Source organism: Wolbachia endosymbiont (group A) of Nomada flava (genome assembly GCF_964027055.1).
Taxonomy (GTDB): domain Bacteria; phylum Pseudomonadota; class Alphaproteobacteria; order Rickettsiales; family Anaplasmataceae; genus Wolbachia; species Wolbachia pipientis.
Map to the genome: position 1 here is coordinate 891,349 of NZ_OZ034725.1, position 18,760 is coordinate 910,108.

23 protein-coding genes and 4 pseudogenes are annotated in these 18,760 nt (G+C 36.4%); 13 read left to right on the forward strand and 14 right to left on the reverse strand.

Annotated elements, in window-relative coordinates:
• Positions 1–3 precede the first annotated feature (3 nt).
• Entirely contained in the window at positions 4–741 is a 738-nt protein-coding gene (locus tag AAGD70_RS04700) for a hypothetical protein (RefSeq protein WP_065095012.1), read from the reverse strand.
• 186 nt (positions 742–927) lie between these two features.
• Here AAGD70_RS04700 and AAGD70_RS04705 point away from each other — a divergent pair, with 186 nt between their 5' ends.
• Positions 928–1,038: a WPE palindromic element domain-containing protein gene (locus AAGD70_RS04705; RefSeq protein ID WP_255356256.1), complete on the forward strand. Its 111-nt coding sequence runs from the start codon at positions 928–930 to the stop codon at positions 1,036–1,038.
• Between the two features lie 532 nt (positions 1,039–1,570).
• On the opposite strand, the gene AAGD70_RS04710 is transcribed toward AAGD70_RS04705, so the two are convergent.
• Positions 1,571–2,707 carry a cysteine desulfurase family protein gene (locus AAGD70_RS04710; RefSeq protein WP_065095011.1) on the reverse strand — a complete coding sequence of 379 codons (1,137 nt, stop codon included), beginning with the start codon at positions 2,705–2,707 and terminating at the stop codon, positions 1,571–1,573.
• A gap of 155 nt (positions 2,708–2,862) precedes the next feature.
• Here AAGD70_RS04710 and AAGD70_RS04715 point away from each other — a divergent pair, with 155 nt between their 5' ends.
• Complete coding sequence (locus AAGD70_RS04715) at positions 2,863–3,561, forward strand: alpha/beta hydrolase (protein ID WP_065095010.1); 699 nt, start codon at positions 2,863–2,865, stop codon at positions 3,559–3,561.
• Between the two features lie 238 nt (positions 3,562–3,799).
• On the opposite strand, the gene AAGD70_RS04725 is transcribed toward AAGD70_RS04715, so the two are convergent.
• Both AAGD70_RS04725 and AAGD70_RS04730 read right to left on the reverse strand, forming a co-directional pair.
• A complete protein-coding gene (locus AAGD70_RS04725) occupies positions 3,800–4,474 on the reverse strand; it encodes an ABC transporter ATP-binding protein (RefSeq protein ID WP_065095009.1) in 675 nt (224 codons plus the stop codon).
• 305 nt (positions 4,475–4,779) lie between these two features.
• Complete coding sequence (locus AAGD70_RS04730; RefSeq protein ID WP_010081891.1) at positions 4,780–5,241, reverse strand: HesB/IscA family protein; 462 nt, start codon at positions 5,239–5,241, stop codon at positions 4,780–4,782.
• Between the two features lie 47 nt (positions 5,242–5,288).
• Between AAGD70_RS04730 and AAGD70_RS04735 the strand changes: the two genes are divergently transcribed.
• From AAGD70_RS04735 to tnpC, 3 genes and pseudogenes are all read left to right on the forward strand, one after another.
• Complete coding sequence (locus AAGD70_RS04735; RefSeq protein WP_065095416.1) at positions 5,289–6,488, forward strand: deoxyguanosinetriphosphate triphosphohydrolase; 1,200 nt, start codon at positions 5,289–5,291, stop codon at positions 6,486–6,488.
• Positions 6,488–7,570 (forward strand): bifunctional diaminohydroxyphosphoribosylaminopyrimidine deaminase/5-amino-6-(5-phosphoribosylamino)uracil reductase RibD, encoded by a 1,083-nt coding sequence (gene ribD, locus AAGD70_RS04740; protein ID WP_065095007.1) that lies wholly within the window; start codon positions 6,488–6,490, stop codon positions 7,568–7,570. The genes AAGD70_RS04735 and ribD overlap by 1 nt, the downstream gene beginning before the upstream one ends.
• A 112-nt stretch (positions 7,571–7,682) precedes the next feature.
• Positions 7,683–8,910, forward strand: a pseudogene (gene tnpC / locus AAGD70_RS04745) (IS66 family transposase); the annotation flags it as partial.
• Between the two features lie 25 nt (positions 8,911–8,935).
• Here tnpC and AAGD70_RS04750 read toward each other — a convergent pair.
• The 5 genes and pseudogenes from AAGD70_RS04750 to AAGD70_RS04770 form a co-directional block, all read right to left on the reverse strand.
• Positions 8,936–9,768 (reverse strand): IS5 family transposase gene (locus AAGD70_RS04750; RefSeq protein WP_264718686.1). Its coding sequence is split into 2 segments (ribosomal slippage): positions 8,936–9,402 and positions 9,402–9,768, totalling 834 coding nucleotides; the frame shifts between segments, so codons are not numbered across the junction.
• Positions 9,769–9,950: 182 nt separating this feature from the next.
• Complete coding sequence (locus AAGD70_RS04755; protein ID WP_281178724.1) at positions 9,951–10,076, reverse strand: hypothetical protein; 126 nt, start codon at positions 10,074–10,076, stop codon at positions 9,951–9,953.
• Between the two features lie 37 nt (positions 10,077–10,113).
• Entirely contained in the window at positions 10,114–10,794 is a 681-nt protein-coding gene (rpe, locus tag AAGD70_RS04760; protein ID WP_065095429.1) for a ribulose-phosphate 3-epimerase, read from the reverse strand.
• Between the two features lie 111 nt (positions 10,795–10,905).
• A complete protein-coding gene (locus AAGD70_RS04765) occupies positions 10,906–11,235 on the reverse strand; it encodes a hypothetical protein (RefSeq protein WP_245611470.1) in 330 nt (109 codons plus the stop codon).
• A gap of 42 nt (positions 11,236–11,277) precedes the next feature.
• Positions 11,278–11,334 (reverse strand): annotated as a pseudogene (locus AAGD70_RS04770) (hypothetical protein); the annotation flags it as partial.
• 77 nt (positions 11,335–11,411) lie between these two features.
• Here AAGD70_RS04770 and dapD point away from each other — a divergent pair.
• Positions 11,412–12,242, forward strand: coding sequence for a 2,3,4,5-tetrahydropyridine-2,6-dicarboxylate N-succinyltransferase (gene dapD, locus AAGD70_RS04775; protein ID WP_065095117.1), 831 nt, complete (start codon positions 11,412–11,414; stop codon positions 12,240–12,242).
• 198 nt (positions 12,243–12,440) lie between these two features.
• Here dapD and AAGD70_RS04780 read toward each other — a convergent pair whose 3' ends face one another.
• Genes AAGD70_RS04780 through AAGD70_RS04790 form a run of 3 tightly spaced genes read right to left on the reverse strand, consistent with a single transcriptional unit; the run spans position 12,441 to position 13,197 of the window.
• On the reverse strand, positions 12,441–12,569 hold the full coding sequence (locus AAGD70_RS04780; protein ID WP_255356252.1) for a hypothetical protein: 129 nt from the start codon (positions 12,567–12,569) through the stop codon (positions 12,441–12,443).
• Complete coding sequence (locus tag AAGD70_RS04785; protein WP_064125056.1) at positions 12,541–12,825, reverse strand: DUF2610 domain-containing protein; 285 nt, start codon at positions 12,823–12,825, stop codon at positions 12,541–12,543. Before AAGD70_RS04785 ends, AAGD70_RS04780 begins: the two co-directional genes overlap by 29 nt.
• Positions 12,826–13,197 carry a hypothetical protein gene (locus AAGD70_RS04790; RefSeq protein WP_065095118.1) on the reverse strand — a complete coding sequence of 124 codons (372 nt, stop codon included), beginning with the start codon at positions 13,195–13,197 and terminating at the stop codon, positions 12,826–12,828. It lies immediately after the preceding gene.
• Between the two features lie 101 nt (positions 13,198–13,298).
• Here AAGD70_RS04790 and AAGD70_RS04795 point away from each other — a divergent pair, with 101 nt between their 5' ends.
• On the forward strand, positions 13,299–14,348 hold the full coding sequence (locus AAGD70_RS04795) for a class I SAM-dependent methyltransferase (protein WP_065095119.1): 1,050 nt from the start codon (positions 13,299–13,301) through the stop codon (positions 14,346–14,348).
• Between the two features lie 292 nt (positions 14,349–14,640).
• Here the strand turns inward: AAGD70_RS04795 and AAGD70_RS04800 are convergent, their stop codons facing one another.
• Together AAGD70_RS04800 and terL are read right to left on the reverse strand one after the other, a co-directional pair.
• Complete coding sequence (locus tag AAGD70_RS04800) at positions 14,641–14,784, reverse strand: hypothetical protein (RefSeq protein WP_156518057.1); 144 nt, start codon at positions 14,782–14,784, stop codon at positions 14,641–14,643.
• Positions 14,785–14,805: 21 nt separating this feature from the next.
• A pseudogene (gene terL, locus AAGD70_RS04805) lies at positions 14,806–15,330 on the reverse strand (phage terminase large subunit); the annotation flags it as partial.
• Between the two features lie 55 nt (positions 15,331–15,385).
• Here terL and AAGD70_RS04810 point away from each other — a divergent pair.
• The 6 genes and pseudogenes from AAGD70_RS04810 to AAGD70_RS04835 all read left to right on the forward strand — a co-directional run bounded on the left by AAGD70_RS04810 (position 15,386) and on the right by AAGD70_RS04835 (position 18,577).
• A pseudogene (locus AAGD70_RS04810) lies at positions 15,386–16,210 on the forward strand (IS5-like element ISWpi1 family transposase).
• 46 nt (positions 16,211–16,256) lie between these two features.
• Complete coding sequence (locus AAGD70_RS04815) at positions 16,257–16,730, forward strand: hypothetical protein (protein ID WP_065095150.1); 474 nt, start codon at positions 16,257–16,259, stop codon at positions 16,728–16,730.
• Positions 16,717–17,181, forward strand: a complete 465-nt coding sequence (locus AAGD70_RS04820; RefSeq protein ID WP_065095149.1) for a phage baseplate assembly protein V — start codon at positions 16,717–16,719, stop codon at positions 17,179–17,181. The genes AAGD70_RS04815 and AAGD70_RS04820 overlap by 14 nt, the downstream gene beginning before the upstream one ends.
• Positions 17,182–17,436, forward strand: a complete 255-nt coding sequence (locus AAGD70_RS04825; RefSeq protein WP_065095148.1) for a PAAR domain-containing protein — start codon at positions 17,182–17,184, stop codon at positions 17,434–17,436.
• Positions 17,437–17,438: 2 nt separating this feature from the next.
• On the forward strand, positions 17,439–17,774 hold the full coding sequence (locus AAGD70_RS04830) for a GPW/gp25 family protein (protein ID WP_065095147.1): 336 nt from the start codon (positions 17,439–17,441) through the stop codon (positions 17,772–17,774).
• Between the two features lie 2 nt (positions 17,775–17,776).
• The gene (locus AAGD70_RS04835) at positions 17,777–18,577 is read left to right on the forward strand and encodes a baseplate J/gp47 family protein (protein WP_065095146.1); all 801 of its coding nucleotides are present in this window, start codon (positions 17,777–17,779) and stop codon (positions 18,575–18,577) included.
• The last annotated feature ends 183 nt before the right edge of the window (positions 18,578–18,760 follow it).

Sequence of the window (18,760 nt, forward strand, 5' to 3'; positions counted from 1 at the left end):
AAGCTAATCATCATCTTCAAATATGGAGCTAATTTTTTTGCCCCCAGGAGAAAATTTATTAGTCCAACTGCTTTGCACTTTGGTTACGTCTTTAGTGGCAGTTTTATTGCTGTATTCCTTAATTTCCTTATCTATTCTCTCCATCATTTGTGGATCCAGGTAGCTCTTTTTCCATTGATCAGTAGCAAGGAACACTTTGTTTAAGTCTTGAGTGCGGATTAAGTATTCTTTATCTTTAGGGTAAACCTCCTGCGCCCAAGCAAACAGCTCAAAGTAGCGTGCAAATAATTCAGATGCACGTGATTTTGCAGTTTGATAAGCCTGTATCTCCTTAAATATAACTTGGCCGATAATTTTCTGCACAAGAATATTTGCTTGCTTTAGGTTCTGCTCAATATCCTGGTAAACTTTATGGAGAAATTCCTGTTCCAAACTTAAGTTCAGTTCATTTTCAACCATGTGTGAAAGTTCATGCACTATAATGTATGGGTTTGACTTCCTCAGTACAATAACATATCTATTTACACTGGAAGACCTGATTGTCTTACACACTCCCTCTTCCATATCCACTAATCCCTCTTGGTATATTTCAAATGAGAGCCTATTTTGCTTTATTAGTGATAAAGTGAGGTTTAATGTGTTTCTAAACTTCTCAAATTGATAGAGATATTCGACATACCGTATTGCATTTTCACTGCTTCCTACTTGAGTTGCTTGTTTTATTAAATTCCTGATTAGCATGCCTTATTATTAAAGGAATTTTTTTTTATACTCAAGAGCTATAAAGTGTTTTTAGGGAGCCTGATTGCATGGCTAAAGTAATTCATGTTTACTGATAACCGTCATACCGCTGCTTGTTAGCGGGATGACGATTGTCAGGGCAGCACCCCCTATGATGTCATTCAAGTAGCTGACACTGGTTCCTTTATGACGGCAGTGCCCAGAGGCGTCATCCCAGTGCCCAGACACTGGGATCCAGGAAACTTAACTTTACACCAGGTAATAAGAACTGGATTCCAGCGTCACGCGCTGGAATGACACCATTTTCGGTCTCTTAAATTGCTTTAGCCATAAACATTAAGAAATTTACCAAATGAAAAAAAAGGCAAAAGAAGCCCCGTGGTTGGCTAATTACTTACATTATACTTTCAAGTATGGCGTTTTTTTATTCTAAACACTTAATAACCGCGATTCAGCTGCTTTTAAGCTGCAACTAATCTAAATTATAAACGTTAAGAAATTTATTAAACAGAAAAAAAGGCAAAAGAAACCCTAGGGTAGCTAGTTATTCACTATCCATTTTTTAAGTTGGCGTTTTTTAATGTTTTAAATGCTTTATAAGCGTATTTCAGCTTGTGTAGGTAAAAACCCAGAAATTTGATAAAGACATAGAATGCACATAGTGCAAAAAATTAAACATGAGACGCCAGATACGTGAGTTTTTTTGTCATTTAATCTGTACAGAGAAGATAAATAAATAGCTTCAGTTTCATGATAAGGGGGCTGGCGAAACTTGTAAAGGAATTTTTTACATCTAATTTATAGCTCCCTGCATGATACCACGTATTATCTATACCAAGGTGTTCTGCTTGTAGATATTATACCAACAATCCACTATTTTTTTTATGTCTTGTGGTTTAGTTTCTGGACCTATACTGATTCTAATTGAACACTCTGCTTGCTCTTTTGTTGCCCCCATTGCAAGCAAAACATGGGAAGGCTCAACTTTTCCAGAAGAACATGCGGAACCATTACTAACTGCAATATGATTCAAGTCAAAATGCATGAGCTGCACATCACTCTTTACTCCTGGCATATAAATAAAACTTGTGTTTGGCAGCCTCTTTGAGTCTTTACCGAAGATCCTTATGTCACTGGCAAGATTTAATAATTCACACTCTAATTGATCGCGTAGCTCCTTTACTTCATCCATTTTTGATAGAAGATCTGGAATATTTTGCAATGCGGCAGAAAGGCCTGCAATTGCAACAATATTTTCCGTACCACCACGAAATCCCTTCTCTTGTCCACCACCTATTATAATAGGTTCTATCGCAAGTTCTTTATTGAATATTAAAACTCCACTGCCTGCTACACCGCCAAATTTATGGGCGGATAAAGTGAGTAAATCCACTCCTAAATCTTCCATATTAACTTTAATTTTCCCAACACTTTGAGCAGTGTCAGTGTGGCAAATTGCTCCAAACTTGTGTACTATTTTAGCTATTTCCTCAATAGGTTGAATAACTCCGGTTTCGTTATTTGCCATCATAACTGAAACTATTGCTTTGTTTCCTTTAAGTTCGCTTAGAATTTTTTCTAGCTCTAAAAAGTCAACAATGCCCTCCTGATTAACAGGTATTATATATGGATTACATGCAGAATTAAGAATTGAAGGATGCTCTATAGCTGAAATTATATGCAGGTAGCCTGCTATTCCTCTCATAACAAGGTTATTCGCTTCAGTTGCACCAGACGTAAAAACTATTTCTTTATCACTTGAGACGCCAATAGCACCACGTACGTTATCTCTTGCATCCTGAAGAATCTTCCTCGCTTCTTGTCCTCTCTTATGTAGTGATGATGGATTGAGCGTTTGTTTTGACAAGACCTCAAATATACTTTTTTTTACATTTTCACTAATTGGAGCAGTTGCATTGTAATCAGCATATACGCAACCACTGTTTTCTAAAGAGAATGGACTCATCTGTCACTTAAATAAGTTTACCATCAACTATAATCATAACTATGTACGTTAGCTTTAACACGATAAAAAATTTATTGCAAAAACAGCGAAATTAATACATAATTAATAACTCACGTCATCAATACCTGTCAAGCGGGTTCTTATTAGGAGTTATCATGGTTGAAGTTTTTTTAAATAATGCAACAAGAAAGATAGAAGGTGAATACCACCAAAGCAAAGATGCCAACTCGCCGGTTGTGCTGGTTTTACATCATCATCCTCAATATGGTGGTAATATGGATAGTAAAATTGTACATAGTACATATACGTCTTTTATCGATAACAATTTTTCTGCATTGAAAATTAACTTTCGTGGTGTGGGAAAATCTACCGGAACTTTTGATAAGGGTATAGGAGAATTAACTGACGCTGCGGTAGCCATTGATTGGCTTCAGGAACATAATCCTAGCAATGTTCCAATTTGGATCGCTGGTTTTTCTTTTGGAGCATGGGTGGCTATGCAGCTAACAATGCGCCGCCCTGAGATAGTGGGTTTTATTGCTCTTTCTCTTCCGGTAACTAAGTACGATTTTTCTTTTCTTTCTCCCTGTCCAGTTTCTGGGCTTATAATACAAAGCAGTAATGATACAATCTCAGAAGAAAGCGATGTAACAGAATTAGCAAAAAGGTTGATAAATTCAGTAAGAAGTGATCACATGAAATACCATATAATAGATGATACTAATCACTTTCTAAAGGATAAAGAAGAGGAAGTGACTCAAATCGTGGACAATTATATAAAACTGCGCTTGAATAGTGCAACTATTTCTTCTCAAAAGGTCAAAAAAGAGGTAAGGGTAAAAGAATATGCCTAATCTTTACAAACAAGAGAAATGAGTGTAGTAATATAAATGAAAAGGTTTTGTTATGTTTAAAAAGCTATTATTTTTTGTTTTAGCTGTGTTTATGTTATCGGGGTGTTCCCTAAGTAAACAGCGTAAGTTAAAAAGTCCGTGTATAAAAAGCAATGAAAGCATTTCATGCGAGTTGTACTCTGTTAATGATCATTGGTTAGATAAGTATAAGGCATAGAAATTGTGCTATTTTTCCTACTCACAACTTCACTAATGATCGATCTCTCAATTGGAAAATGCAGTCTGCCTTTTCTGCAAGGAGATGATTGTGTGTTACTATAAGCATAGAGCTGTTATTTTCCTTTACGTATGAATGTAGCAGTAAAAACACGTTAAAAGAATTTGTTGGATCTAAGTTTCCTGTTGGCTCATCTGCAAGTAAAAGCTTTGGAGAATTTACAATGCTTCTTGCAATTGCAACTCTCTGCCTTTCCCCACCTGAAACTTCAGATACCATGCTACTTGCTTTGTTTTCCAGACCAAATTTTTCCAATGTTGCTTGCGAATTTTTTTTTGCTTCAGCTTTGCTTTTTCCTGCAATGAGTTGAGGAAGCATAATATTTTCCAACACCGATAACTCTTGTAACAAATAGTGAAATTGATAAACAAAACTAAGAAAATTTCTTCTTACATGAGTTTTATGCTTATTACTGGCTTGTGTGCAATTTATTCCATCTATCGTAACTATACCTGAAGTTGGCTTATCCAACAAGCCTGCGATTTGCAATATAGTTGTTTTCCCTGCACCTGAATTGCCAATCAGCGCTACTACTTGCCCTCTTGTAACACTTAAGTTGATATCCTTTACAACAGCAGAATTGTCCTTGAAGCTTTTATCTACAGAAGTTAGTTCTAGTGCTACATTACCACCCATGTTTAAAAGACCTATAACCATACAAATGTTGTGCTTGCATAGCAAATGATAGTGCATAACCAGTAAAAAAGAAATAGAAGAATAAACCTCAGTGTCAAGTATACAACTATATGAACGTTGTGACTTGAGAGCACCCTCCACCAGAGAAGAGTGTCATCCAAGTAGCTGACACTGGGATCCAGGAATTTTATTAAGTTGGTGAGCATAAAAGTAGCTAATCCTATGTTAAAACACAACGTTTGTGATGGGATTTCGTAAAAGGCTGGATTCCAGTGTCACGCACTGGAATGACATCAAATTTTTGACTAAACTGAGAAGCTGTTGCCACAACCACACTGGGATTTAGCAAAGGCATTCTTTATTTGAAAACCAGAACCACTGAGATCCTCAGTATAATCTATAACTGAGTTATTTAAAAATTTTGCTGAACAATTATCAACCATTAATACAGGATTGCCATTTTCATCATTAATTACTATATCTTTACCTTTTTCGCTAAAACTGGAGTGGCTTCTATAGTCCTCGCTTTCTTCATAATCATCATCTTCGTCTTCGTCATCAAACTCATCATCGTAATCATCGTCTTCATCATCCAAAGATAGATTTTTATTCATTTGATCCATAAGAAAATTGTATTTGAAGCCAGAACATCCACCACCTGAAACTGCAACCCGTAAAATGGAACTCTTATCCCCTTCCTGCTCTGCAAGAGAGTGGATTTTTTTTAGTGCATTATCAGTTAAGTTGATGTTGTAATTTGTTGACATAGTAACCACCGTTTATTATTGATAACTTATTATAGTAGAAATTTTACATGTCAAACAATAATTTTCTATTAAATTATGCATGTTTTCCAAGCAAAACAAAAGGGAGATACTTCAAAGAGCCAGAAGATGAGAATCGCAGCTGCTTTCAGCGTGATAGGGACCGTATCATTCACTCTAATGCGTTTAGAAAGTTGGAGTACAAAACACAAGTTTTTATCAATTATGAGCACGACTACTATCGCACTCGGCTTACTCATAGCCTTGAAGTTGCACAAATTGCAAGGTCCATTGCGCGTAGACTTGGCTTAAATGAGGATATCACTGAATGCATAGCGCTCGCACATGATCTTGGTCATCCTCCATTTGGTCATGCAGGTGAAGATGCTCTAAAGAAATCAGTTCAAGATTTGAATCTTGATAATGAGAAGTATGAGTTTGATCATAATGTTCAAGCTATAAGGATTTTAACTTATCTTGAACAAAAACATGCTGATTTTGATGGTATGAATCTAAGTTGGGAGGTGATTGAAGGAGTTGCAAAACATAACGGTCCCTTGCTTGGTCAAAACGCGGAGTCTTCTACAAGTAATCAGCTGTTATTAGAATACAACAAAAAATATGATCTAAAACTTGAAGAATTTTCAAGCATTGAAGCGCAAGTTGCTTCAATTGCCGATGATATTGCTTACAGTGTTCACGATCTTGATGATGCACTCAGGGCGAATTTAGTAACCATCGAAGATTTGCTGAATGTTCCTTTAATTGAAAAAATGTTTAAAGACATAAGGAGCAGATATTCAGAATTGCCTCAGAGCAAACTCATACATGAATCACTGAGTGGAACTATAGGAACTATGATAAGTGATGTTGTTTCTCAGACTGAAAGAAATATTGAAGATCACAAAATAAAAAGCGTAAAAGACGTAAGAAGTCTAAATAAAATGCTAGTCACATTTTCACCAGAAGTTGCGAATGCTACAAAAGAAATGAAAAGATTCAACATGGAGAAAATATACAGAAGCTATAAACTGAGTAGAACGATGAACAAAGCAAAACGCATAATACAGGAACTCTTTCAATGTTTTTATGAAAACCCAGGATTACTTCCCACAGAGTGGAGCAAACTCGCTTGTGAATCTCAGCGTTCAGTAATAATATGTGACTATATCTCAGGTATGACAGATAGATTTGCTATACACGAGCACAGAAGAATTTTTGATACCTCATACGAAATGACTTCTTTCTAATGACTGATGATCATTTCATGTCAATTGCATTAAGGCTTGCAGAAAAAAATCTTGGAAATGTTGCACCAAATCCTGCTGTCGGGTGTGTTATTGTAAAAGATGGTACAATTGTTAGTGAGGGATATACAGGGATTGGTGGGCGTCCGCATGCGGAGGTAGTCGCTTTGCAAAACGCTAAAGATTCAACTCATGGCGCAACTATATATATCACTCTTGAGCCATGTTGTCATCACGGAGTCACGGGGCCTTGCACTGCAAAAATCATAAAAACTGGCATAAAAAGAGTAGTAATTGCAACTATTGACCCAGATAGTAGAGTTTCAGGTGGAGGCATTAAAGCTCTGAAAGAAGCAGGAATTGAAGTTGAGCAAGGTATTATGCAAAAAGAAGCAGAAGAACTGAATGTCGGTTTTTTCACCACTAAAGAATTACATAGACCATTTATAGCTTGCAAAGTCGCAACAACTCTTGACGGAAAAATCGCAACATTTACAGGCGATAGCAAATGGATAACAAGTGAAAATACGAGAAACTGGGTGCATGAGCTCAGAACGAAATATGATGCAATTATGATTGGCAGCAATACTCTTATTAATGATGATCCACTCTTAACTTGCAGATTACCAGGACTCGGAAGTAGATCGCCAATAAGGCTAATTATAGATAGCCAAGGGAGATTAAAGGAAGAGCATAACATTGCAAAGACTGCAGATAAAGTAACAACTTGGGTGATAACGAATAAAGAAGTAAAAGAAAAAATAAAAAATATTAACTACTTGAAAGTCAATTCAAACGATGCAGGCAAAGCCTGCCTAAAGGACATGGCATTAAAACTTGTTTCAGAAATCGGTATAACAAGGTTATTAGTTGAAGGTGGAGGAGTGTTAATCACAGAACTATTAAAGTGTAATTTAATCGACAGGTTGATAATATGCCGCAGTGGTAAAATTTTAGGCAATGATGCCACTCCTTTTGTAGGAGATTTAGGGATTCAATTCATTAACAACTGTTATCAGTTTAAAAAAACAAAGATAATAGAGTTTAGTGAGGATATAGTTGAGGTTTGGGATAGGTCGTCATAATCCTTACATACTCAAACAGTAAAAAAAAGGTATCCGTTCAGCGGAGCGGTAAAATAAAAAGTAGACAAGGAGTGCTAAAAACATAATATCACAAGTAGTATGTGTGGTAAATATGTCTGATCTACTAGCTAGTCTTCTCAAGCTCTGTGGAAGCTTTAAAATAGAGATAGAGCAACTAAAAGCAGAGATAAAGAGGTTAGAGATAGAAAACGAAAATTTTAGATCTGAGAATAAGGCGCTAAGAATCGAAAATGCTGAATTGAAAGAAAGACTAGGTCTGAATTCACAAAATTCATCGATACCGAGCTCAAAAGAGTTATACAAGCTAAAGAAGAAAAAGAAAAAAAGTGACAGGAAAATAGGGGCACAGATTGGGCATGAAGGAAAGTATCGCCCTAAAATGGAAGCAGATGAAGTGGTGAAAATAGAGTTCTTGCGAGTGCGGAGGAGAAATTGCGATATCGAAAGAGCCATACATTCATCAAAAAGTTGATTTGCCAGCTTATGTTGTGGAATACCAATGGCCGCTGTTGCAAGTGTGGAAAAAGAAAAAGTAGCAGGCTACCAGAAGGTGTTACTGCGGATACATTTGGTCCAAAAGTTAAGTCAACAATCGCGGCGCTGAGCGGATTTTACAAGAACTCGAAAAGAGAAGTAGCAAATATTATAAAAAATATTTTCAACCTGGACATCAGTGTTGGTAGCGTGTCAAATAGCGAGGCTAGAGTTGCAGAAAAATGCCAAGAAGCATATGAGCAAATCGAGCAAGAAGTAAGTAAAAGTGAAGTTCTGCATATCGATGAAACGAGCCATTATAACAAAAGTAAACTTGGTTGGTGCTGGATGTTTGCCAGTAATACAGCAAGTTTTATAAAATTGACAGAGTCAAGAGGAATGAAGGTTTTACAAAATAGTAAGTTCTGCAATCGCAATAGCTTACGACAGGTACGCAGCATACAACTACTTTGCCGATAAAAACAGGCAAATCTGCTGGGCTCATTTGATACGAGACTTTGAAAGGTTAGCGCATAGTTGGAACATTGAAGTTAAAGTTCTCGGTTGTTATTTGAGAAATGTTACCATTGAGTTGTTTGCGCTAAAAAAAGCTCTACTGAAAAATGAGATAGATCAACTATGTTTTTAGATTTACCAGACGTGCCAGGAAATTGCGAAAACGTACAAGGTATTACTTGAAGGAGATATCCTACTTACCTGAAGCAATTGGAGCTTCTCGAGTTGCGAAAAATATTTTGAAATCTGAAAGAATGATGTGGAATTTTTTAGATGACCCAGAAAACATTCCGCTGACAAACAACCATGCTGAACAGCAGATACGGCATTAGAGGTTGTCCACAAACCAGTAAATCAAGCATATTCCCTACTTAACATAACTTTACTCATAGCCAGATATATGAAACTTTCAGTAGATGTTGTAAGTAAATCGTACTCCTTTGATAGCCTTCTATTTCTATTGATCCAAGCAAAAGTCCTCTCTACCACCCACCTTCTCGGCTGTACTGAAAATCCAGGATCCCGTTGTGGCAATAGTTCTAGTGGTGTATCTTTATGCACCCAAAACCTACATGGAGGCCTTTTGACAATTTCAATATCTATCCCATATTCTCTCTTTACGTAATCCTTTAAATCTTTTCCTTGGTATCCCATATCAGCCCACATTTTCTTAATATTGCTGTATTTTTCCTTCATATTGTCCAATGCCATCTTCACCCCATCTCTGTCATTTTCGCTTGCAGCTCCTACATAGCAACCAAGCACAAATCCTTGAGTATCTGTGATTATATGTCTTTTTCTCCCCTTTACCTTTTTCGCACCATCATAACCTTTGACCCCCCTTTTTCCGTGGTTTTTACCGATTGACTGTCCACTATGCATGCGCTCGGCTCCTCATTTCTTCCCATTTTTGACCTACTATATTTAGTGATATCATAGTTCATTTTCTCAAAAATTCCCTGCTTTTTCCATCTTCTAAACTGTTCATGCACAGCCTTCCACGGCGGAAAATCGTGTGGTAAATAGCGCCATTGACATCCTGTGCGCAGTATATAAAGAATTGCATTTACTATCTCACACTTACTGTATTTTGGTGGCCTTCCTCCTTTCTTGTATGATACTCTGAAGTGTTTTTCTATTCTTGCCCATTCCCTTTTACTTAAATCTGTTGGATATTTTTTCCTCATCTCTTACCTCAATATTCTTTCTTTATATACTACGTATTCCTTGGTTTGTGGACAACCTCTTATGTCGTTTATCGCAAAAATTCATATTTTACCCAATCGAAGCGGGGAACTTGAACGGATAATTTCATTATACTTAACATGGAAACAAAGGGGTCTCAATCCTTTCCAAAACCTCTTATCTATCATCTCTCACACCGCTTAGCTGAACGGATACAACCCAAGAAAGGTTTTTCTACGTCATACCGCCGCGGTATCTCAGCATAGATTCCGCTAACGAGTAGCGGAATGACGAATTTGTTGTTTTTCAAATTGTAGGTAAACCTAAGCCACTTTAGCTATATAGGGTCACAACGATGGATTTTTAAGATCGTTTACGGCCTTCTTAATATCTTCAGCCTTGAATATCGCCGATCCCGCAACTAAAATATCTGCACCTGCTTTTATTATATCAGCTGCGTTAAAAAAGTTAATTCCACCATCTACTGAAATTTGTGTTTTAAGGTTACGCTCTTGTATCATTTTTTTTATAGTAGATATCTTGTTCAACTGTGAATGAATGAATTCCTGTCCTCCAAAGCCAGGGTTGACTGTCATAATCAGCACAATATCTAGCTCATGTATTATGTATTCAAGCACACTTGGAGAAGTTGAAGGAACAATTGAAACTCCAACTTGAATCGGTTTTTTTTCGTCGTTTACATTTTTGTATGACTTTATCTTTCTTATCAACCTCTCAAGGTGTGTCTCTGCTTCTGCATGTACAGTGATAATATCAGCACCAGCATTTATAAAGCTTTCAATGTGGTTACCAGGAGATTTGACCATTAAATGCACATCAAAAGGAAGATTGCTATATTTACGTATTGCAGAGACAACGCTAGGACCAATTGTAATATTTGGAACGAAATTCCCATCCATAACGTCTATGTGTATGTAATCCACACCTAAATCGCTAATTTTTCTTACTTCTTCCCCTAATTTTGCAAAATCTGCTGAAAGTATAGAAGGTGCAATTTTAATACTCATGAGCTGCCTTTTTTGCTAAAAAATAACTTATTTTTAAAACTCTGTCACCCTAAGCACCATCTGAGTAGCTAGAGAAACTGAATACCGATACCGGCGACGGCTTATGCCTATTTAACTAGATCTTAAATTAGATAAAAAAAGGTAGTCTTGATAAAACTTATTTACAGCAAGTTCTTTTACATTTGGACTTTCTGTTTGTTCTTTTTTGTACCCTAATTTATAGCTTATTGAATCCTTATATGAACTGATCGTTTTGTATGCTTTGTTCATCTCTCTAGGAAAGATGCCATTAGCAATTACGACGCATAATCCTGTAGCTGTTGCAAAAGCTAGAGTGGTAAATGCTAGATTTTGTAAAAAATTCCTTCCGCTAACTTTTTTTTCCTGTATATTAGCAGAGTGCGATTTGTTTGACACTTCTTCTAGATATTCATGCCACATGTGATTGCAGTTCGTACACTTTACCTTTCTTCCAGATGCGCCAATTTGCTCGGGGGATACTAAGTAAGTTTTAGTACAACTATTACATTGTATTTTCATAACACTTACATATAAAGTAGTAACAAGCTTAAATGATACAGAGCTACAAATTTAATATCAATATATATATATAACAAATGGAAGATTTGCAACTAAAAAAAGCACAGAGTGAGATAGAAGATATTTGGAAAAATAGAGAAAAATTTAATGACTGTAATCTAAAGAAAACAGCAAGAATAGCAATTAAAGAGGTAATTGAGCTCCTTGATAGTGGCAAAATTAGAGTAGCAGAAAAGCTATCAAGTGGAGAATGGGTAGTACATAAGTGGATAAAGCAGGCAATATTATTACATTTTCTCACCGAAGAAAATAAAATAATAGATAATACTAATTGCTGGTTTGATAAGATCGGTAACAAGTTTAGTGAATGGAATGAGGAGAAATTTCGCCGGTTAAAAATTAGAGCAGTTCCTGGGTGTTTTGTTCGCCGATCTGCTTATATAGGTACAAATGTTGTTCTAATGCCAAGTTTTATCAACGTTGGTGCATATGTTGATTCAGGAACAATGATAGATACCTGGTCAACGATTGGTAGCTGTGCGCAAATAGGAAAAAACTGTCATATTTCCGGTGGAGTGGGAATAGGTGGAGTCCTTGAGCCTATTCAAGCTTCACCTGTCATTATAGAAGATAATTGCTTTATTGGAGCACGTAGCGAGGTAGCCGAGGGTGTGGTAGTGAGAGAAGGATCAGTCCTTGGCATGGGTGTGTTTATTGGGGCATCAACAAAGATTATTGATAGAGGAACTAGCAAGGTATTTTATGGCGAAGTACCGCCTTATTCTGTAGTGATATCAGGGTCTATTCCATCTAAAAATAATATTTCAACCTATTGTGCAGTCATAGTAAAAAAAGTGGATGAAAAGACGAGATCGAAAATCTCTATAAATGAAATATTGAGGGATTAAACTATATATCTGTAATATGACACAATATTACATAGTAAATGATGTCATTTCAGTACTTACTGTACGAACATTGTAATTTGTAGGCAATTTGTGTGGCAGGTGGTGTCATTCCAGTGCTTGACACTGGAATCCAGTTTTTCACGCAACCCCATCAAAAACGTAGTGTTTTAATATAAATGAGATTAGCTACTTTTATATTCACCAACCTAGCTGGATCCCAGTGTCAAGCACTGGGATGACAAGAGAGAAGGTATAGGAAAGACAGGAAGAAGATATTGGATGATAAGAGAGCAGTTTGCTATTTTTTGCTATCGCTTTTTTTATCATTATTACTAACCACAGTAATGGCATACGCGCATAACTCTGAGAAAGAGACTCCATTTTCTTGAGATAGTTTATATAATTTTTGTAGACTTTCTTTTACTTTATTAGGAATATTCCCTCCACGTTCTTTTACAAGCCAGGAATCTTGATGATGAATTGGATGAGCATCACTTTTTGGATTTCCTATGTATATTGCAAAAGGTGAACTTTGTCCTTTGAAGTCACATTGTACAGTAAATTTTTTTATAGATTCGGCCATTTAAAGACCTCTACTTTTCTTTTTGGTCGATTTTATAGCAGGTGGAAGAGGTGGTTTCTTTATAAAATCTTGTCTATTGATAACACTTTCTCTACCTTCCAAAGCTCGGCGAACATCAGCTCTGCTTAATTGCGACTCTTTTGCTACCTTCATTCCATGCTTTGCCATAATATTAGCATATGCTAGTACTTTTTTTACCAATGCTAGATCACCATCTAGCATTTGAACTAGCACTTGAAACACTTCCGCTAAAGTTAGCCCATCAGCATTTATAACCTTGTTTTCTATAAAATTGACAGCTTCTTCAAATTTGTATTCAATACTATCATCTTGAGGTATAAGGGCAACATAATCGGTGTTTTTGTCGTCCATAACTGAAGCACTATTACTCACAAACTTAAGTTTATACTATATATATAAATACTCTACTATTTTATATTATGGCACGCTATAGTTAAACATTTATTAATAACATGCTCACTTATATACACGAATTAATTGACAAAAGTCAAGGATCAATATCCATCAGTGATTTCATGAATGCCGTTTTGTACCATGAAAAATACGGCTATTATACAAGTAAATTACCGCTTGGTAAGGATGGTGATTTTACTACCGCACCTGAGATCAGCCAATTATTTGGTGAAGTAATTGCAGTTTGGATAATGCATACATGGGAAAAATTAGGAAAGCCATCAAAATTTTCTCTAGTTGAACTTGGGCCAGGCAAAGGAACACTCATTCACGATATAATAAGAGTCACTAAAAAATACAGCAGCTTTTTTAATTCAATGTTGATCCACTTAGTTGAAATAAGCCCTACTTTACGGAAGATACAAAAGGAAAAATTAAAAGGCTTAGATGTTAATTGGCACAAAAATATTGACGACCTACCAGAACAACCAACCATTTTTTTAGCAAATGAGTTCTTTGACGCTCTTCCGATAGATCAGTTTGTATATCATGATGAGGGGTGGTATGAAAATATGGTGACAAAACAAGATGATGGCAGTCTCTTGGTGTCATGCCAGTGCGTGACACTGGAATCCAGAAAAAAAGAATCATGGATTCCAGTGTCAGCTACTCAGATGACAAATGGAAAATTTTTTAATGGTGCAGTGGTGGAAATATGTTCAGTTGGGGTTGAAATATTAAAAAAACTTGAGAAGAAGATATATAATAATAAAGGAGCTGCTTTGATTGTAGATTACGGTTATGTATACCCCGCATATAAGAGCACTTTGCAATCGATAAAACAACATAAGTATGCTAATTTTCTTGAGAATGTTGGTAATAGTGATATTACCGCACTTGTGAACTTTCAAGCATTAAAAGATTCATTAAAACACGTAGATTGCGAGATTTTAACTCAAAGAGAATTTTTATATCTTTTTGGCATAAAAGAAAGAACCCAGGCTTTAATGAAAAACGCAAGTGATGAACAAAAGAATAGGATCTTTAGTGAATTCTTAAGGTTGACTGAAAATATGGGCACTCTTTTTAAAGCAATGCTATTGATATAGCTAACCCAAGAAAGGTTTCCCTACATCATACCGCCGCAGCGCTAACGAGTAGCGGAATGACGAATTTGTTGTTTTTCAAATTGTAAGTAAACCTAAGCCACTTTAGCTATAGCATAGCTAAAGTAATTTATGTTATTGGGTAAGTTAAAAATATGATATAAATGAGATAGGAGGGAGCTACTCACTATAGGAATAGAGTTGTGCACGACCCACAACTGTACGAACATTTGTTTGCGAAGAAATGTTATAGCTGGTTTTGCCTCAAACACAAAGATGTCATACGAGTAGCTGACTACTTGGATCCAGCCTTTCCATCCAAGACGGCAGTGCCCAGACACTGGAATAACAGCAGTCCTACGTCATACCGCGATTCATTCGCGGTATCTCTAGATCCCGCTAACAAGCAGCGGGATGACGGTTGTCTCCTAGCTGTCATCCCAGTACTGGTAGACTCAAATCACAATGCTCGTATAGCTGCAACCCTAGAGCTACTATCTCTCACCCACTGCAAATATTGCACGGTACTGTCCACTTGGTCGTCGTGGCGCGTTTCTGGAAACATTAAAATTTCATACTCAAAATCGTTCAGCCATACTGCTTGGTGCGGCAGAAAAACCTTGCCAGACTCTATCATCGGAGCAATCCGGTGGAATCGAGTGAGCTTACCATCATGTAGCACTATTTCGATAATGGGCAAATGACTGTTTGCCTTCAGCTCTTGTGCTAATTGCTGACCACTTGTTTTGGCTTCGATCAAAATCGCGTGTGGTGACCATCTTGCAGCTAGTGATAAAACTTGTTCTTTAAGCTTTGGATACTCAAGCTTTGCGCGATATACATCAAGTAAATAGAATTTATTATCTATTTTTGCCCAGGTGGTGCAGACACTAAAGTTGCTCATGTCGCTTGTTGAAACCGCAGTATCCCAACTTTGTGTTACATGCGAGAGATTATCAGGAACATTTTTATAGCGCTTTAGAGGTTGTCCGGAAACAAGTAAAAGGCTATAATATCTGAAATTTTAGTACGGGGTAAAGATGAGAAAAAAGTATCCAACAGATCTAAGCGAAAGGGAATGGGCAAGAATAGAAAAACACTTCAGAGTATCATACAAGAAAGGAGGAAGGCCGCCAAAGTATAGCAAAAGAGAAATATTAGAAGCAATTTTCTATGTATTGCGTACAGGGTGTCAATGGCGGTATTTACCAAATGATTTTCCGCTATGGAAGACTGTGTATGAGCAGTTCAGGCAATGGAAGAAGCAGGGAATTTTTGAGAAAATGAATTATGAAATATAGTAGAAGAAAAATAGGAAGGAATGAGCAGCCGAGTGCCTGTATAGTAGATAGTCAATCTGTAAAGACTACAGAAAAGGGGGGATCAAAGGCTATGATGGAAGTAAAAAAGTAAAGGGTAGAAAAAGGCATATAATTACAGACACTCAGGGTTTTATACTAGGTTGTTACGTAGGCGCTGCTAACGAAAATGATAGAGATGGTATTAAAATAGCATTAAACAATATGAGAACAAAATATACTAAAGTTAAAAAAATGTGGGCTGACATGGGATACCAAGGAAGAAATTTAAAGAATCACATAAAGGAAGAATATGACATAGATATTGAAATTGTTAAAAGGCCTCCATGTAGATTTTGGGTGCACAAAGATACGCCACCTGAGCTACTACCAACAAGAGAACAAGGGTTTAAAGTACAGCCAAGAAGATGGGTTGTAGAAAGGACTTTTGCTTGGGTTAATAGGAATAGAAGGCTATCGAAGGAGTATGATTTACTCACAACATCCACTGAGAATTTCATATACCTAGCTATGAGTAGGGTTATGTTAAAGAGGGAATATGCTTGAATTTACTTGTTTCCGGACAACCTCTAAGTTATATTACAGAAAGTGTATGAATTTCAAAGATTTGCATAACGCAATCTGCACTACGCTGAAGAGAGAAATACCAGCAATTCAAACTTGTGAAATTTATCCATCGATAAGAAAAGAATTATTAGCGCCAGCGTTATTTGTAGAGCTTGTGAGTTTAGAATCTGGAAAAGATCCTGGAACAGAAGAATTAGCATTGAAAGCCAGGTTTGAAGCGAGGATTGTCGTTGATGGAACAGTCGAGGATTCCTCGGTAGTTGTTAGAACACTAGCTGCTGAGGTTGTGAGAGTAGTAAATAAGAATACTTGGAATATGAAAAATATTTCACCAGGTGAATTTATATCTGCAGAAATTGACGGATTTAGGCCAGAATTGGATGCTTATCTTGTGTGGCTAGTTGAATGGTTTCATGAGGTACACGTGGGTAAATCAGTATGGTCAACTGGCATAATGCCACATGTTATTGAGATAGGTGAAGTGCATGTTAGACCATAGTTTTGCAATTTCAGAGCTAAATAGAAAATTAGCGAATATTATCCGTATTGGATTGGTGAAAGAAGTAGATTATGAAAAAGCAAAAGTAAGAGTGAAAATAGGAGATATTGTAACAGATTATCTGCCATGGATAACAAGCAAAGCAGGAAAAGATAGAGATTGGTCTCCTCCAGATATCGATGAACAAGTAATGGTATTTTCTCCTCTTGGTGAACTATCATTAGGAGTGGTATTAGGAGGAATATATCAGGAAAAATACTCTGCACCAGAGAATAAAAAAGAAATAAATAGTGTGAAGTTTCAGGATGGAACAAGATTGTTATATGATAAAGAGAAGCATCATTTAGAGATTGAAGTAGTAGACAAAATAACACTGAAAGCTGGGGAATCGAGCATAGAGATGACGAAGAGCGAAATAAAACTGAAAGCAGATAGAATAAACCTTAATTAAATGAATAAATCGGTTGTACGAGTAGGAGATTATTGTGTAGAAGTAACACCGCATTTCTGCATTAGCGGAAGTAATAATGTTTTTGTAAACGGTAAGTCAATATGTAGACAAGGAGACAGTTTTAGTGAAGGAAAAGTAATGATTCAAGGATCAAAAACAGTGTTTGCAAATGGTCTTAGTGTAGGAAGAGTAGGAGATATAGTTTCATGTGGTTTTAAAGTAATAAAAGGTAGTGAAAACGTGTTTGCAGGCTAAAAATGAAAGGGATGGACTCCAAAACAGGAAAAGAATTAGAAGGAATAGAACATCTGAAACAATCAATAATTGATATACTGACCACTCCTATTAACAGTAGAATAATGAGGAGAGATTATGGGTCAAGACTATTTGAATTAGTAGATAAGCCAATAAATAGAGATTTAACTTTGGAAATCTATTCAGCAGTAGCAGAAGCTCTACAAAGGTGGGAGGAAAGATTTAAGCTAGAAAAAGTAAAAATGACAGAGGTGAAAGAAGGAAAAGTAACGCTTGACCTAGAAGGATTATACTTACCAAGCGGGAAAAACATTCATTTTGATGAAATTGTAGTTTAAAGATGCAGCAGCTAAATATTGTAGAAAAGCCAAATTTCGAGGAAATATTTTCAAGAATGAAAGAAGAGTTAGTCCGTAGAGATGAAACCTTTTCAGGATTAGTAGAATCGGATCCAGCAATGAAAGTTCTGGAGGTAGCAGCATGGAGGGAATTGTTACTAAGACAAAGAATAAATGAGGCAGTAAAAAGTAATGTACTGAAGTTTGCAATGGGAGAAGATCTTGATAATTTAGCTGAGTTTTATGGTGTAGAAAGGGAAAAAGGGGAAGATGATGAACGATTTAGAAAAAGAATTAAAGCAAAGATAGTAGGCTCAAGCACGTGTGGAAGCAAGGAGTATTATAGGTATTATGCACTGTCAGCAGATAGTAGAGTAAAAGATGCACTAGTGGAATCAACTATACCAGGGAAAGTACAAATTTCAATCTTATCAACACAATTATCCACAACTGGCATAGCTTCAGAAGAGCTACTTGAAATTGTAAAAAAGCAGGTTACTAGAGATGATATAAGGGTTTTAACAGATACAGTAACAGTAATTGGTTGCAATATTACGGAAATAGATATTCACAGCAGAATGAGCATAAGTCCTGTAATATCGAAGGAGGAAATCAAGAAGCAGTTCATTAAGAAGTTTGAAGCAAATAGAAGGCTGGGATGGAATGTTACAAGATCTTGGATAATAGCAAATTTGTTTGTAGAGGGTGTAGAAAACGTAGAATTAATCGAGCCAAGAGAGGATGTTGTGGTTCTGGGGAATGAGTGTACAGTGCTTGGCTACGTCAAGTTAGATAGGACTTAAAACGTATTTTTTTGCTTTGTGGAATCATAAAAGTTTTACCAAGTGAGAGGATTACGTGCAATAAGTGGTTTACTGGATAAAAATGACCGATGTTAGGGAGACGAAAGTATCGATTTTCTTCCAGAAGTTGTAATTTGTTTTTTAAAGTATGGATAATATGGTCAAATATTATGGAAAGTGTTT

Coding starts and splice junctions, on each gene's coding strand:
- AAGD70_RS04830 (WP_065095147.1), top strand. CDS start 17,439: ATGAAAGGGATGGACTCCAAAACAGGAAAAGAATTAGAAGGAATAGAA.
- AAGD70_RS04790 (WP_065095118.1), bottom strand. CDS start 13,197: ATGGACGACAAAAACACCGATTATGTTGCCCTTATACCTCAAGATGAT.
- AAGD70_RS04705 (WP_255356256.1), top strand. CDS start 928: ATGACGGCAGTGCCCAGAGGCGTCATCCCAGTGCCCAGACACTGGGAT.
- rpe (WP_065095429.1), bottom strand. CDS start 10,794: ATGAGTATTAAAATTGCACCTTCTATACTTTCAGCAGATTTTGCAAAA.
- AAGD70_RS04785 (WP_064125056.1), bottom strand. CDS start 12,825: ATGGCCGAATCTATAAAAAAATTTACTGTACAATGTGACTTCAAAGGA.
- AAGD70_RS04795 (WP_065095119.1), top strand. CDS start 13,299: ATGCTCACTTATATACACGAATTAATTGACAAAAGTCAAGGATCAATA.
- AAGD70_RS04800 (WP_156518057.1), bottom strand. CDS start 14,784: ATGACAGCTAGGAGACAACCGTCATCCCGCTGCTTGTTAGCGGGATCT.
- AAGD70_RS04700 (WP_065095012.1), bottom strand. CDS start 741: ATGCTAATCAGGAATTTAATAAAACAAGCAACTCAAGTAGGAAGCAGT.
- AAGD70_RS04835 (WP_065095146.1), top strand. CDS start 17,777: ATGCAGCAGCTAAATATTGTAGAAAAGCCAAATTTCGAGGAAATATTT.
- AAGD70_RS04730 (WP_010081891.1), bottom strand. CDS start 5,241: ATGTCAACAAATTACAACATCAACTTAACTGATAATGCACTAAAAAAA.
- AAGD70_RS04715 (WP_065095010.1), top strand. CDS start 2,863: ATGGTTGAAGTTTTTTTAAATAATGCAACAAGAAAGATAGAAGGTGAA.
- AAGD70_RS04710 (WP_065095011.1), bottom strand. CDS start 2,707: ATGAGTCCATTCTCTTTAGAAAACAGTGGTTGCGTATATGCTGATTAC.
- AAGD70_RS04820 (WP_065095149.1), top strand. CDS start 16,717: ATGTTAGACCATAGTTTTGCAATTTCAGAGCTAAATAGAAAATTAGCG.
- AAGD70_RS04725 (WP_065095009.1), bottom strand. CDS start 4,474: ATGGGTGGTAATGTAGCACTAGAACTAACTTCTGTAGATAAAAGCTTC.
- AAGD70_RS04825 (WP_065095148.1), top strand. CDS start 17,182: ATGAATAAATCGGTTGTACGAGTAGGAGATTATTGTGTAGAAGTAACA.
- dapD (WP_065095117.1), top strand. CDS start 11,412: ATGGAAGATTTGCAACTAAAAAAAGCACAGAGTGAGATAGAAGATATT.
- AAGD70_RS04735 (WP_065095416.1), top strand. CDS start 5,289: ATGTCAAACAATAATTTTCTATTAAATTATGCATGTTTTCCAAGCAAA.
- AAGD70_RS04765 (WP_245611470.1), bottom strand. CDS start 11,235: ATGTGGCATGAATATCTAGAAGAAGTGTCAAACAAATCGCACTCTGCT.
- AAGD70_RS04780 (WP_255356252.1), bottom strand. CDS start 12,569: ATGATAAAAAAAGCGATAGCAAAAAATAGCAAACTGCTCTCTTATCAT.
- AAGD70_RS04815 (WP_065095150.1), top strand. CDS start 16,257: ATGAATTTCAAAGATTTGCATAACGCAATCTGCACTACGCTGAAGAGA.
- ribD (WP_065095007.1), top strand. CDS start 6,488: ATGACTGATGATCATTTCATGTCAATTGCATTAAGGCTTGCAGAAAAA.